This window comes from Jeotgalibaca sp. PTS2502 (assembly GCF_001975685.1).
Lineage (GTDB): Bacteria > Bacillota > Bacilli > Lactobacillales > Aerococcaceae > Jeotgalibaca > Jeotgalibaca arthritidis.
Window position 1 is genome coordinate 1,650,913 of the sequence record NZ_CP019433.1, and the last position, 14,217, is coordinate 1,665,129.

Genomic DNA, 14,217 nt, shown 5'->3' on the forward strand with positions numbered 1-14,217 from the left:
GACAAGTCCGCCTTGGCCTATGAAAAAATAGGACATTTGACCCTGAATTGTCAGGAGACTTCACGCTTCAGCGGGTTAGTCGAATGATATGCGTTAGCGAGCAGCGAAGCGCGCAATGGGGCAAATTTATCTTTTTTTCACTAGGTCAGGACTTGGGAGCTAGACAGTGATGGCTGAACTTATAATCCCCTAGTCTAGGACAAAAAAAGTGATTGAGCATCCCACTCAATCACTTTTTCAAAACTTATTCAATAACGCCTTCCATATCAACTCTGAAGGATTCGCCTTCTTGCATGGAGTAGTGGCCTGATTCATAAGCGGCACCCTCAATCGTCAATAGCACTTCTTCTACGCCATAGTAAACGCCAATGGTATTGACGATTCCTTGCAATAGAAGTGATTCTCCTGAACTACCCGCATTCATATTGCCAACTAGCTCTTCTGAAAAATCAACATAAACTCTGCCATCTTCATTCAAGTACAAACTATTAATCGTTGTTCCTTCTGGAATTAAACGGCCGTATTCAACATCTGGCACTTGTTCTAATAAATCGGAAATAACCTCTCTCGTTACATCATTGGTAAAGAAAGCGACATTCACATCTGCTGTTTCAATCCCCATAGCATTGGCATCTGGGAAGAAAGCTCTGATAACTGTTGATTCTGGTGTATCTGCGATTTGCTCAGCTAATGTTGAAATAACTTCATAGCTAGCTTCTGTATCGGTAGCCACTTCTTTAATTAAGCCTATGCCGACAGAATAATAACGTGTCGTAATAGCATCGCCTTCTGTTGTCGTTACTTCGATTGCTGGGAATACGCCAAGTGGTGTTTCCACATCAACATCCACGGCTGTAATTTCAGTCGTTGAACCTGATAGATTTTCCCAACTATTACCTACTTCAAGCGGTTCTTTTAATAAAATAGTTCCTGCGTCATCACTTGTCTGATCCAACATATTTTCACGGAAATATGTTTCTGGACGCGTAAAGGTTTCGACTAATTGACCATCTGAATAATCTAAGACAGATACGATTTGCGTACCGCCATTATTTTTAACATATTGTGCGCGATTTTCTTCGATGTATTGCGGATACCAGCTGAATGTCGCATACTCACTGCCTTCGCCTTCATAAGAAGACCAAACATTCTCTACGAAAGGAAAATAAGCGGCAATCGTATCGGTTTCCTCTTCTACAGAGCTTGATTCCTCAACGGATGAACTCTCCTCAATACTACTTTCCGAACTTGCCGGCTGTGACGATGAATCCACAACTGTGTCGTCTTCCTTAGAACAAGCAACTAAAAATGCTGCCAGCAAACCAAATACTAATAATCGATTTCTCTTCAAACTAATCCCTCCTACCATCTTTCTTGCTTTAATTATATCATAATCAAACTTTGATACGAAATCAGAAAAAGCTGAGTGGAAGTTGGGGATTTTCCAGCTTCATTTTGTCGAAATGTAAGATACAGACTAAAATTATCAGCTGTATCTTACACTCAGGTACCTAAATGTAAGATACAGACTGTTTGAAGCGGCCTGTATCTTACATTTCAAGGTAAAAGTGTGCGATACAGCTCAATTTTTGAAGCTGTATCGCACACTTCTTGAGCAAATAAAAAGGAGCTGAAAAAAATTCAACTCCTCTCAATCCACTTCTTATACTTTAAATTTCAGAACCTCTTTATGGAGGCTGTCAGACATCATTATGATTTCTGTGGCGGTGTTTGCGATCACTTCAGCTGTAGCGAGTTGTTCTTCACTTGATGCTGAAATTTCTTCAGAATTGGCTGCTGACTGCTCAGCGATTTCTGTCATATCACTTGCCTGCTTACCGATTTGTTTTGATGCTTGATCCACTTGGTTTAACATTTGTGATAAGTTGTTGACACGAGATGTAATATCTTCTACAGAATGCTTAATCTCATCGAAGGCACTGCTCGTTACTTCTACAGCAGACTCTTGTTCAATAACAGCTTGTTTGGTAATGGCCATTTTCTCAACGGCAATCGAACTCATTTTTGTTATTTCAGTTACATAAGTAGTTTTTTTATTAATATATTGGTTATTATTAAGGCTTAGAATTGAGTTGAGTTCACCTCCACCATATTGTTATTTATTGCATGTAAACAAAAAAACATTTACTTTTAACAAATTAATGTCTATCATATATTTTATATAAAATAATGACTTTTTGAGAAAGTAGGGAATCAAAATGAACAAGAAAACGGCCTTATCACTTATCTTTCTACCTGTATTATTAATGGGGATTGATGCGTCTGCTACACAAGCCATCAATGACTATATGTTACGCTCATTTAATCCAGCACCTGCTTATTTTTCTATCTTTTTACAAATTATTCTTCAAGGTCTCACCCTTATCATCTTGTACCACAGCTTAGTTTATAAAAAAGAAAAAACCTATCGCCTAACTCTAGCTGTCATGCTAGTTGCCTGTGTTTTGATGCTCTTCTTATCAACGGCGCTAATTATTCCTTTCCAATTCTATCTCATTACACCATTCCTAATCGCTTATTACGGCAGTGGCTTACTCTATAGTTTATTGTCTAAATAAAAAACGAGCCTGCCACCAAAAAATTGGTAGAAGGCTCATCTTTTATTTGATTAAAAAGGCCACTGTTTCATAAGGTCTAAGCGTTATTTGGGATGTTAAGCTTGCACCGGGATAATTACCAATAACCACTTCTGCTCCCTCTTGCACCCATTCTTCTGGAATCGTTAAGCTATAATCCGTGCCGTAAAAATGATTTAAGACGAGTAGTTTTTCGCCATCTTTTTCACGGATATAAGCATAGACTTCTGGGTCATCAAGCAAAATACCTTGGTAGCTACCATCAGAAATAATGGGCATCGATTTACGAAGCTGAATCAGTTTTTGGTAGTAAGGGAAAATGCGTCCTTCTGCCAGTTCCTTCTCAGCATTAATGTCTAGGTAATTATCAGCTACTTTCAACCATGGCTCAGCCGTTGAAAAACCAGCATTTAAACTACTGTCCCACTGCATCGGTGTTCGGCTATTATCACGTGATTTTTGCTTAATAATAGCAATAGCTTCTTGATGGCTCTTGCCATCCAATCGCATGCTCTCATAAGCATTATGGGTTTCAATATCAACATACTCATTAATATCACCGTAATCAGGATTGGTCATTCCAATTTCTTCACCTTGATAAATATAAGGTGTCCCCCTCAGCAGATGAATGGCCTGCGCCAACATCGTCGTTGTTTCATAAGGGAAACGCTCAGGATCCCCGAAGCGGCTATTGGCGCGCGGCTGATCATGGTTATTCCAGAACAAGGCGTTCCAACCATTGCCATCCGACATGCCACTTTGCCATTCATCCAGTAATTGTTTCAGCTCGATAAAATCAAAGGGCACATCTGACCATTTTTCCCCGTCTTGATAGTCCACCTTCAAATGATGGAAACTGAAAATCATCGACAACTCATTACGATCAGGATTAGAATACAAAACGCCATTTTCAACCGTTGTGGAAGACATTTCCCCAACCGTGATAATGTCATCATATTGTCCAAAACTCGCTTGATTTAATTCACGAACATAGTCGTGGACAATCGGTGTGTCGGTATACAGACCCTTTTCATTATCACCATCACTATCTACTAATTCTTCTGCTTTACCGATAACATTCAAGACGTCAAAGCGGAAGCCACGAATCCCTTTTTCCAGCCAAAATTGAACAACTTTATACAATTCTTCTCTGACTTTTGGATTTCTCCAATTTAAGTCGGCTTGGGTTTTGTCATACAGACATAAGTAATAATTACCTGTCTCACCAAACTCATCCCACGCATCGCCACCAAATTTCGACTGCCAGTTTGTTGGCAAGCTGCCGTCCTCTTTAGGAGAGCGAATAATGTAGTAGTCTTCGTATTCCTTTTCCCCAGCTAGGGCACGTTGGAACCACTCATGAGTTATTGACGTGTGGTTAAAGACCATATCAAACATTAATTCAATATGTTTTTCTTTTGCTTTTTCAATCAATTCTTCCAAATCTGCCATACTACCAAAGACAGGATCAATGGCCGTATAATCCGTTACGTCATAGCCGTTATCTTTTTGAGGAGACAGGAATACGGGATTCATCCAAATCATATCAATCCCCAGTGTTTCTAAATACGGTAATTTTTCAATAATCCCGCGAATATCGCCAATCCCATTACCATCCGAGTCATTAAATGATTTCGGATAGAGCTGGTAAATGACCTTTTCTTTAAAATTAGCCATAATAGCCTCCTTCTCTTCTAACAAGGAGACAGGCCAAAAGTGAGCATACTCTTCTTCTGTCCTGTCCGTTTTTATTATTTTTGTGATGTTTCAATAACAGGTGCATCTTCGACATCACCTTTTGGTACAAATAAGTTGTTCTTTTCAAAGATAATCGTTAATAGAATCGGAACAACAATTGCAATTGCCATACTTACAAAGAACATTGGCCAGTGCTCAAATTGAATGGATAAGAATCCAGGAATCCCGCCGACACCGATTGATGCTGCTGTTACGCCTGAGAGAACTGAAACGAAACCAGCAATCCCTGAGCCAATCATTGCTGCAATGAATGGGTAAATGTACTTAATGTTAATACCAAACATAGCCGGCTCAGTCACACCTAGGTAACACGAAATCATCGCTGGGATAGACACTTGCTCTTCTTTCTTATTTCCGAGGTGCATGAAGATAATCGCTAGAACCGCAGACCCTTGAGCGATGTTTGATAAAGCAATCATTGGCCATAATTGTGTGCCACCAAAGTCAGACATTAACTGCAAGTCGATGGCGTTGGACATATGGTGAAGCCCTGTAATAACCAGTGGTGAGTACAACGCACCAAAGACAAGTCCAAACAACCAGCTGAAGCTGCCTGTAATTCCTGCATAAACAACATCTGAAATCCAGTTACCCACTTGCCAACCAATCGGTCCTAAAATGGTATGCGCCATTAAAACAGTTGGTAGTAAAGCAAAGAATGGCACAAAAATCATTGAGATGGCTTGTGGAATCCATTTACGCAACCAAATTTCTAAGAAGGCCAATGTAAAGCCTGCTAGCATGGCTGGTAGAACTTGTGCTTGATAACCAATCATATCAATTTGGAAGAAGCCAAAGTCCCATACTGGAATGTCTGTTGCAGCAGTTCCTGCCACACCATAGGCATTCAACAGCTGAGGTGATACTAAGGTAATCCCTAGTACGATACCTAGAATTTGGGTTGTTCCCATTTTCTTCGTTACGCTCCATGTAATCCCAACTGGTAGGAAGTGGAAAATCGCTTCACCAATCAGCCATAGGAAGTGGTTCACACCTGACCAGAATTGATTCACATTAACAATTGTATTATAGATGGGTTCGCCCGCTGTTGTGAATGCTGGGGCACCATCCACCATCGCTTGCCCTAGTGATTGAAATTGAATACCTTCTAAAATATTACGAAACCCTAAAATAAGACCCCCGACAACAATGGCTGGAATAAGTGGAGTAAAAATTTCTGCTAAAACGGACATAGCGCGTTGAATCCAGTTTTGATTTTGTTTAGCTGCTGATTTGGCTTCGTCTTTCGATACGCCTTCTTTTCCAGAAACCTTAGCGAATTCATTATAGAACATAGGAACTTCATTACCGACAATGACCTGGAATTGCCCTGCTTGCGTAAACGTTCCCTTTACTGATGGAATATCTTCAATCTTCTTCACATCAGCTTGATCGGGATCATTTAAAACAAAGCGCATCCGAGTTGCACAGTGAGTGACTGCTGAGATATTATCAGAACCGCCAATATGTTCCAATAAATCTTTTGCATCCTGCTTAAAATCTGCCATACTCTTTTCCTCCTTTTGTTAGACAACTTGTATAGACAAGTTACTTTATACTTTCATTCTACCTTGTTCATTTTAAAATTGCAACCGTTTACCACTCTGTTTTTTGAACTTAAGGTCTAAAAGTGTCGAGTGGACTCTGTTGCGGTGGCTCACTCGACATGAATGGGGAGATTTATGTCGAGTCGAGCCTTTTTTCTAGCCTCACTCGACACTTTTTCCCTAAATCATGTCGACTGGCAGATTTTTTAACCTTCAGTCGACATTTCTCTCCCTCAACGCCCCATAAATACGACGATAAGAGTAAATTCCCCCGCACCAATCATGAATTTGAGCCGGCGTTGCCACCATCGCCGGAAATAGCAGCTCAAATTCCTCAACTGTCCGCCTAATCGCCTGAATGGCCGTCTCTTTATGACCGCAAGTTAGGCAAATGCGTAGCTGCCGTGTGTGGCCACCGTCAAAGGACGCACACTGCGGGAAACAAATCCCCTTGCGAATAGCGTCATACTCATAGTGAGGAAGATTATGCGCACGGTAATCCGCCTGATGATGGGAAAGCAAACAACTAATGAAAGAATCATGATCGCCCAACTCCTCATAAGGATAGGTTTGCTCTAAGTGCCGCTCTAGCTGGGGAAGAAAAATATAATTAGAATCCACCGGCGCCTGATACATAAAGAAAGCAGGATGGGTAAAAACAATGTGCTCCTCAATCCTATAATCATAACCCTGCCAGCGCACAAAGTTAGACAAGTTGGATTCTGCTCGATCCGATTGCCCAGTTGGGTTTGCCACTCGAAAGTTTGACAGCTTTCGCAACTTGCCATTTTCATAGATATAATCATGGGTCAGATGTTTCACCTCATATAAATGTAAGGTCTGTCCCTTAATAATCAGCGTATCAAGTTGAAAGTCATTGGTATAGACACTCAAATTGAGATCATTCAATACGGGATATCGCTCTGAAATCGTCTGAGTATAACGGTCTAACTTCTCTTCTCCTTGATGCCCCCTTTCTTGGCGGAAAAAGTATTGCTTGTCTGGCACACTTAATGATGTCCTCTTGCTCAATGCCTTCATTACTTTCAAAGCTGTCGATTCGGATCTTGCCTTCAGAAACATAACAAAATCTCCCTTCTGTTTTTTTCTTCTACTAATAAGATTCGCAAACAATGTCGTTTTCCGTTTTTTATTGGAAATAAAAAAACAAGACTGAGAAAAAATTTCTCAGTCTTGTGTCTACATATTATTTTTATGTGCTAAGTTCTCAGCTGGTCTGTCGCTCATTCGCTGAACCAAATCATGTTTAAAAGTTTGTGGCTGCTTTTTTCTCATCACTTTTCGTTCAAGCGATGGGAAAAAGATCAATTTTTTATAATAATTTAAGCTGGATGCTAGCAAGTAAGCTTTCCGGCTGGGGTGGCGCTCATAAGGTGCATGCAGAAAACGGGTTACTTTTCCTTGATTATAGAAATGTTTAACCTTATTGCGTTCTCCTTTTGCTACCATGTGCAACAATAAGGGTTTGGGTAAAACCGTATAAAGAATGTCCTCGGCCGTTGTTGATTCAGCTATCTCGCGGTTAAAAATAAAGTCCTCGACATAATAACGGGCGACGTTATTTCCTGATGCGGTCACATAGTAGTTGCTCGATCCTAAGCGGCCGTTCAGTTCAAAGAACACATACTCGTCGCGCGCTTGGTCGTATTTCACATCGAAGGTGGCAAAGCCATAAAAATCGGAGGCCGCTAATAATTTCTTCACGGACTCTTCGATTTCAGGTTCTCTGCGCACAATCCCTGCCAAACTGTTCCCGATTGCGGAAGGAGTCGGATCATCAACCAAAACGTTGGAATAAGACAACAGCTTTAGCTGACGGTCTTTCTTGGCAACATAGGCTGTCACAATGCCCAATGTCTGGTCGTCTCCTTGAATATACTCTTGAACAATCAATTCACCAGAGTAACCATTTTTATAAATAAGGGCGATTTTCTCAGAAGCCTCTTGCTCGTCATAACAAATATAAACTTTTTGTTTGCCTTCGAATCTCAATGTTTGATAATCAGGTGTTTGTGCCGGCTTAACAATAACCGGAAATCCCAATGAAAAACGGCGATTATCGCTATTTAAAATACTAGTACGTGGATAAGGCACACCTATCTGCTGGCAGAGTTCATAGAAGCTCGATTTAACGGTGACTTGATCATAAGTTTCTCTCTCAACATAAGGGACTTGCCACTTTTCCGCAAAGCGATGACGATGCTCAACGAGTAATTCAACATAACAATCATCACTACCAAAAATAAGTTTCTCTGCCTCTGGATAATCACGATCAATTTGATCGAGTGTTTGTAACAATTGGTCAATATCCATCGGGCTTGCTTGTAAATAATGGTCAACAATTCGTGAATGAAGAATTGGACCTGTTTGATAAGGGCTGATAACAACTGACTGTTGATCATATGCTTCATAAAAAGCCTGAGCCAGTCCATATGCACCTCGGTTTCCTCCCAGTATCACGGCTAAAAAGCGATTTGACTTTGTACTCTCCAATTTCTTCATTCCTTTCATTTGACCCAGCATTAAACAATAAAGTATGCTTTCTTGCGGAAATCATACTGGAGAGAGCCTCGTTCTTTTTGTTCCTGATCTGAAACTAACACGCCTTCTTCCAAGGTTAAAATACGGTATTGAAAATTTTTAATAACGTCTTGATCGTGGGTAGCCAAAATAATAGTGGTCCCACCTTTATTGATACGATAGAGCAAACGGAAAATCTCCATAGACGTTCTTGGGTCTAGATTTCCGGTTGGCTCATCAGCAATTATCACTTTCGGATTATTAATAAATGCTCTAGCAATAGCAACCCGTTGCTGCTCACCGCCAGATAGTTCGTGCGGATAGCAATGCGCGCGATCACCTAATTCGACTAAGGTTAGGGCACGGCGAATGTTACTATCTAGCTCTTCAGGAAGCGTATCAATACTTTCTAAAACAAAAGCGATATTTTCATAAACGGTTTTATTTTGAAGGAGCTTGTAATTTTGATGCACCACGCCTACTTCACGGCGAATTTTATAGTAGTCACGTTTTTTTAGTTTGCTCGTATCGTGACCACAGATAATTGACTTGCCTTTAGTGAGCGATTCTTGACAGGATAATAGCCTAATTAGAGTCGACTTCCCAGAGCCACTCGCCCCTAGGAGATAGACGAACTCTCCTTCCTTAATAGAAAAAGAAACATCCTTCACGCCAGTGACATTGTTCGAATAAATTTTTGTAGCTTGATGACACTCAATGATATTCATTACCATACACTCTTTCTACTGCTTAAACTGATTAATCATGCCCATCAGTTCATCCGTACTTTGAGCTGCCTTAATATTCATGGCATAAGCACGTTGAACAACCATCATATCTGTAAAACGAGTTGCTAAATCAACATTTGAATTTTCAAGGTATCCTTGTAAGACAGTTGCCCCTTGATCTAAAACGGCTGTTGCGCCGTTTGCCAAGGCATATTTATTCTCACCAACTGCAATCAGTTGGTCTGCTGGAATTTGATAGACGGGAGTATCAATCGGATCGCCATTCGTTGACACCGTTAAAGCCTCTCCTCTAGCATTCACTACGACGTTATTTTGATCGATATGGAAATTACCATCTCTTGTATAGTAAGTATTGCCATCTGCTGCTGTGACTTGGAAAAAACCATCTTCCTTGATAGCAAGTTGGTAGTCTCCTTCACTAGCAACAAGGCTGCCTTGTTGCATATTCAAAGTAGAGACTTCATTTCTTGAGCCACTGCTAATCTCAACTAATAAATCATTGGTTGTAACGGTTTGATTGGTCAGCAATGCTTCAAATTCTGATTGGCGACCTTTATAAGCTGTGGTATTCACATTGGCGATGTCATATGAAATAGTATCCATCGCATTTTGATAAGCTTGCATACCACTTCTTGATATTCCTAAAGCTGGATTCATGAATTAGTCTCTCCTTCTATACTTTTCCAATTTCATTTGTCGCACGACGCAGTGTTTCATCCGTTGCCTGAAGTGCGCGTTGGTTTGATTCAAATTCACGTGAAATCTTCATCAATTCTACCATTTCATCTGCTGTATTCACATTTGATAACTCGATATATTGCGTTGGATTTGTCTCATCTTGTTTCAACGTTCCTGGTTCTTGGTTCACATACACTTCATCAATATAATTGCTAAAAGTAAAACCGCCAATATTTGCTTCTTGATCACGATTTGGCCCGCCTAAATGGTTAAACATCTGACGTTCAGCTTCCGTACTCTGCACAGAGCGCTGTGCTTGATAGCCCGGTGTATTAATATTTGCAAGGTTTGAACTGACCATTTCTTGTTTTCTTTGCAAGTTAGTAAAATTTTGTTGTAAGGTATTAAAACTTCTAATCACGGTATTCCCTCCCGATATACTCTCTTAGCTTCGTAATAGCTTTCCCGTGAATCTGAGAAACACGCGGAACTGAAATATCAAAAATATAGGCAATGTCTTTAAGTGGCATTTTTTCTGTATACAATAGTTGTAGAATTTGTTGATCTCGTTCTGATAAGTGTTCAATAGCTCGTGCTAGGTAAGCTTTTCTTTCTTCTAATAGCAAAATATCCTCAGCTTGGTCGACACGTTTATCTTCGATAAAGTCGCCCAAGCTAGCACCGCCACTCTCATCCGTGAAAATTAACTGCTCAAGACTAGTAGCAGACAATTGGTTGATAATGTCATAAATATCATCCAGCTGTCGTTCTGTTATCGCCATTTTACTTAAAATTTCTTTTTCTGTTGGTTCTCGTTTCAACTCTTTTTGTAAGTCTTCTTTTGCTAGGTAGAATTTCTTTACCTTGTCCATACCGCTGCGAGCAACATGAGAGACCTTGCGAACTTCATCAATAATCGCACCGCGAATTCTTAAATAGGCATAACTTTCAAACGGGACTTTTTGTTGATGGTCATACTTTTCAATCGCATCCATCAATCCAATCACACCGAAGTTGATTAAATCCCCACGTTCATATTCACGACTTTTTATTTTAAGGCCGTTAACAACTTTCTCCACTAATGGTAAATATTGGAGAATAGCATCGTCACGGCTTTGATTTACTTCAGAATACATGGCTCACCTCCTCGAGAACTTGACTAGGCAATAGAATCGACCATCCCTGCTGCGGTAATCGCAATTTCATTAGGTACTTCATTTAATGACAGCACGGCTAACTCAGGGAAATTATAATGAATTAAATTCTTCATAGCAGGACGAATTTTTGGTGATACAAGTAAGACGTGTGGAATACCTTGTGTTTCTAGTTGATAGTGGACAACCTTCACGCTATCGAACAGTTTCGTAATCACGTCTCCCTGTAACACAGGAATAGAACCTGCTGAAGATTTTTGAATATTTCGGCTTAATAATTCTTCTGTGTCTGGATGAACGGTAACCACATTTAAGGTTTGTGACTCATCCATATATGGTTGAACAATCGTATATTTTAGAGCTTGACGAACATATTCCGTTAACAGTTCTGTATCCTTTACTGTATTACCATAATCTGCCAATGTTTCTAAAATAGTAACCATATCGGTAATCGGAATCTGTTCTTTCAGAAGATTTTGTAGGACTTTTTGAACTTCACCTAAACGTAAAACGTCAGGAATCAATTCATCAATAACCACATTGTATTTGTCCTTCAATCCTTCTAGCAGCTGTTTCACTTCTTGGCGTCCAAGTAGGGAGTAGCTGTTTAGGCGGATGGTTTCTTTTAAATGGGTAACTAAAACGGTCAATGGATCAACAACGGTGAAGTCATTAATTTCAGCCATTTCGCGGTCAGACGACTCAATCCACAAGGCATCCAAACCAAATGCTGGCTCCTTAGCAGGAATTCCCTTAAAGGTTACATCCTGTCCGTCAGGTAGGAGCATCAGTTCCTTATCCATATAGAGATTACCCTTAGCTTGGGTATTTCCTTTAATTTTAATGGCATATTCGTTCATTTCTAACTGTAGATTATCGCGAATACGAATCGGTCCTAATAACAAGCCCAACTCCTGAGCGAATTGTTTACGGATAATGAGCACTTGATTCATAATATTCTCGTCTTTTGTTTCATCAGCGATTCCAATCAAGCCGTAACCAATTTCAATCGAAATGGCATCCACTTGATGAGGCACGATGGCTTCCTTCGTATCCTTATCTCGCTCCGTTCTCTTTTGAGCAAGTACGGCTTGCTCATTTTGAATGGATTTGGCTGTTTCAGCCTTCTCGTTTTCATTCAATAAGTAGCCACCGACACCAGCCGATAGACCAATCAGAAAGAATGATACTGTCGGAAAACCCGGTGTGAAAGCAAAAATAATCATTAAGGCTGCTAGAATAAACATAACCTTGGTCGTTGAAAATAATTCTGGTAGCAACGAACTACCAAAACTCTTGGATGTTCCTGAACGAGTCACCAAAATACCCGAAGCAATGGAAATCAATAAGGCAGGAATCTGGCTGACAAGGCCATCACCAATGGTTAGCTTACCAAACTGGTTCAAAGCTTCCCCTATTCCCATACCATGTTGTAAGGAGAAAATAACAACCCCACCGATTAAGTTAATCAAGGTGATAATAATACTGGCTGTTGCATCCCCTTTTACAAACTTACTCGCACCGTCCATGGCACCGTAGAACTGTGTTTCACGTTCTAAGTCTGTCCTGCGTTTACGAGCTTCTTCTTCAGTAATTAAGCCTGATGCCATATCTGAGTCAATCGACATTTGTTTACCCGGCATCGCATCCAAAGTAAAACGAGCTGACACTTCAGATACACGACTCGACCCACTCGTTACAACAATCATTTGAACGATAAAGATAATTAAAAAGATAACCGTTCCGACAATCATATTATTACCGGCCACTAAGTTAGCAAAGGTATCAATGACTTGCCCGGCATTACCCTCTGTCAAAATCAAACGTGTTGAGGCAATACTCAATCCTAGGCGGAACATGGTTGTAATCAACAGAACCGTTGGGAAACTTGAGAATTCCAATACACTTTTAGTGAACAAGGTCAGTAGTAAAATCGTAATCGATAAGGCAATGTTTAAAACAAACATAAAATCAAGTATAACAACTGGCAAAGGAAGAATAATCATCGCCAAAATCATTACAACAAAGATCGATACACTAATATCCATTGTTGCGGATTTTCTTTGCGCCTTCTTCAAAATATTCATAGACATATTTTTTCTTCCTCCATCATTTCAGCTTGTTATATTTTTTTCTTCTTCAGCTCATCCATTTGGTACACAAGCGCCAGTACCTCTGCGATAGCTTGGTACATATTAGCTGGAACAGCTTGACCAGCATCAACCGACTTGTACAAAGCACGCGCAACAGGTTTATTTTCCATAATCGGAACGTCATGTTCCTTAGCCCGTTCCCTAATAATAGCAGCCATATGGTCCGCTCCCTTGGCAACCACAATCGGCACCTCATCCTTAGAACGATCATAACGGATGGCAATAGCTAGATGAGTTGGGTTAGTAATAATAACGGTGGCTGTTTCCACATCTTTTAGCGCACCGCGCGTTAGTTGTCGGTATTTTTGTTTGCGTTGAGACTTCACTTGCGGGTCTCCTTCGCTTTCTTTATATTCGTCTTTTATTTCTTGCTTAGTCATCTTCATTTTTTTCTGGAAGCTATATTTCTGATAAGCAAAATCTGCAGCTCCTAAAACGAATAATAAGGCCGCTAATTTGGTGCTGACGCTTTTAATAATTTCTAAAACTAAAAAGTATAATTTTTCAGCGCCCACCATACCGGCGTTTAAGGCATAATAACCCGCCATTTCAGCCGACGATAGAGCCACCCACACAAGTAAAGCCAGTTTAGCGAGGTTTTTAACCAAGTTAAACAGGGCAGTCTTACTGAACATATTTTTAAGGCCGCTCACCGGATTTAAACGATTAAGCTTTGGTTTTAAGGACTCTTTCGAAAATAAGAGGCCGACTTGTATCACATTTGCGACATAAGACCCAACAAATCCCACTGCCAAAAAAGGGCCGACAAACACAAAGAAGTAAAGAACTGCTTGAATACCAATCTTATTGAGGTCATTCTCAATGTTCTGAACCGATTGCGGTAATGTCAGCATACGAATTAAAAAAGGATAGGCCTTCTGCAAGGTATTGGTTACCAACGACACACCCACTAGAGCAAAAATAGCAAATGTAATTGAGCTAGATAGCTCTTGGCTCTTTGCCAATTCCCCCTTTTTCCTCGCATCGCGAAGCTTCTTGGGGGTGGCCTTTTCTGTTTTTCCATCTTTTTCTGACACGGT

Annotated in this window: 13 protein-coding genes; 1 reads left to right on the forward strand and 12 read right to left on the reverse strand. The window is 40.3% G+C overall.

Annotated elements, in window-relative coordinates; genetic code table 11:
• Window positions 1-244: 244 nt before the first annotated feature.
• The gene (locus BW721_RS08110; RefSeq protein ID WP_076767738.1) at window positions 245-1,351 is read right to left on the reverse strand and encodes a GerMN domain-containing protein; all 1,107 of its coding nucleotides are present in this window, start codon (window positions 1,349-1,351) and stop codon (window positions 245-247) included.
• Window positions 1,352-1,663: 312 nt separating this feature from the next.
• Entirely contained in the window at window positions 1,664-2,023 is a 360-nt protein-coding gene (locus BW721_RS08115) for a hypothetical protein (protein ID WP_076767740.1), read from the reverse strand.
• Between the two features lie 196 nt (window positions 2,024-2,219).
• On the opposite strand from BW721_RS08115, the gene BW721_RS08120 reads away from it, so the two are divergent.
• Window positions 2,220-2,579 carry a hypothetical protein gene (locus tag BW721_RS08120; protein ID WP_076767742.1) on the forward strand — a complete coding sequence of 120 codons (360 nt, stop codon included), beginning with the start codon at window positions 2,220-2,222 and terminating at the stop codon, window positions 2,577-2,579.
• Window positions 2,580-2,621: 42 nt separating this feature from the next.
• Here BW721_RS08120 and treC read toward each other — a convergent pair whose 3' ends face one another.
• The 10 genes from treC to BW721_RS08170 form a co-directional block, all read right to left on the reverse strand.
• The gene (gene treC / locus BW721_RS08125; RefSeq protein WP_076767744.1) at window positions 2,622-4,274 is read right to left on the reverse strand and encodes an alpha,alpha-phosphotrehalase; all 1,653 of its coding nucleotides are present in this window, start codon (window positions 4,272-4,274) and stop codon (window positions 2,622-2,624) included.
• A 74-nt stretch (window positions 4,275-4,348) separates the two neighbouring features.
• Complete coding sequence (gene treP / locus BW721_RS08130) at window positions 4,349-5,863, reverse strand: PTS system trehalose-specific EIIBC component (protein WP_076767746.1); 1,515 nt, start codon at window positions 5,861-5,863, stop codon at window positions 4,349-4,351.
• Window positions 5,864-6,115: 252 nt separating this feature from the next.
• On the reverse strand, window positions 6,116-6,985 hold the full coding sequence (locus BW721_RS08135; RefSeq protein ID WP_076767748.1) for a nuclease-related domain-containing protein: 870 nt from the start codon (window positions 6,983-6,985) through the stop codon (window positions 6,116-6,118).
• A 117-nt stretch (window positions 6,986-7,102) separates the two neighbouring features.
• Entirely contained in the window at window positions 7,103-8,416 is a 1,314-nt protein-coding gene (locus BW721_RS08140) for a carboxylate--amine ligase (RefSeq protein WP_156892218.1), read from the reverse strand.
• 29 nt (window positions 8,417-8,445) lie between these two features.
• A complete protein-coding gene (locus tag BW721_RS08145) occupies window positions 8,446-9,171 on the reverse strand; it encodes a cell division ATP-binding protein FtsE (protein ID WP_076767751.1) in 726 nt (241 codons plus the stop codon).
• 15 nt (window positions 9,172-9,186) lie between these two features.
• Window positions 9,187-9,849, reverse strand: a complete 663-nt coding sequence (locus tag BW721_RS08150; protein ID WP_076767753.1) for a flagellar hook-basal body protein — start codon at window positions 9,847-9,849, stop codon at window positions 9,187-9,189.
• Window positions 9,850-9,865: 16 nt separating this feature from the next.
• Window positions 9,866-10,291, reverse strand: a complete 426-nt coding sequence (locus BW721_RS08155) for a flagellar basal body rod C-terminal domain-containing protein (RefSeq protein ID WP_076767755.1) — start codon at window positions 10,289-10,291, stop codon at window positions 9,866-9,868.
• The gene (locus BW721_RS08160; protein ID WP_076767757.1) at window positions 10,284-11,006 is read right to left on the reverse strand and encodes a sigma-70 family RNA polymerase sigma factor; all 723 of its coding nucleotides are present in this window, start codon (window positions 11,004-11,006) and stop codon (window positions 10,284-10,286) included. Before BW721_RS08160 ends, BW721_RS08155 begins: the two co-directional genes overlap by 8 nt.
• Window positions 11,007-11,029: 23 nt before the next feature.
• Window positions 11,030-13,117 carry a flagellar biosynthesis protein FlhA gene (gene flhA / locus BW721_RS08165; RefSeq protein WP_156892220.1) on the reverse strand — a complete coding sequence of 696 codons (2,088 nt, stop codon included), beginning with the start codon at window positions 13,115-13,117 and terminating at the stop codon, window positions 11,030-11,032.
• A gap of 29 nt (window positions 13,118-13,146) precedes the next feature.
• Entirely contained in the window at window positions 13,147-14,214 is a 1,068-nt protein-coding gene (locus BW721_RS08170; RefSeq protein ID WP_076767758.1) for an EscU/YscU/HrcU family type III secretion system export apparatus switch protein, read from the reverse strand.
• Between the last annotated feature and the right edge of the window lie 3 nt (window positions 14,215-14,217).

Coding starts and splice junctions, on each gene's coding strand:
- BW721_RS08115 (WP_076767740.1), bottom strand. CDS start 2,023: ATGAGTTCGATTGCCGTTGAGAAAATGGCCATTACCAAACAAGCTGTT.
- BW721_RS08120 (WP_076767742.1), top strand. CDS start 2,220: ATGAACAAGAAAACGGCCTTATCACTTATCTTTCTACCTGTATTATTA.
- treC (WP_076767744.1), bottom strand. CDS start 4,274: ATGGCTAATTTTAAAGAAAAGGTCATTTACCAGCTCTATCCGAAATCA.
- treP (WP_076767746.1), bottom strand. CDS start 5,863: ATGGCAGATTTTAAGCAGGATGCAAAAGATTTATTGGAACATATTGGC.
- BW721_RS08135 (WP_076767748.1), bottom strand. CDS start 6,985: ATGTTTCTGAAGGCAAGATCCGAATCGACAGCTTTGAAAGTAATGAAG.
- BW721_RS08145 (WP_076767751.1), bottom strand. CDS start 9,171: ATGAATATCATTGAGTGTCATCAAGCTACAAAAATTTATTCGAACAAT.
- BW721_RS08150 (WP_076767753.1), bottom strand. CDS start 9,849: ATGAATCCAGCTTTAGGAATATCAAGAAGTGGTATGCAAGCTTATCAA.
- BW721_RS08160 (WP_076767757.1), bottom strand. CDS start 11,006: ATGTATTCTGAAGTAAATCAAAGCCGTGACGATGCTATTCTCCAATAT.
- flhA (WP_156892220.1), bottom strand. CDS start 13,117: ATGTCTATGAATATTTTGAAGAAGGCGCAAAGAAAATCCGCAACAATG.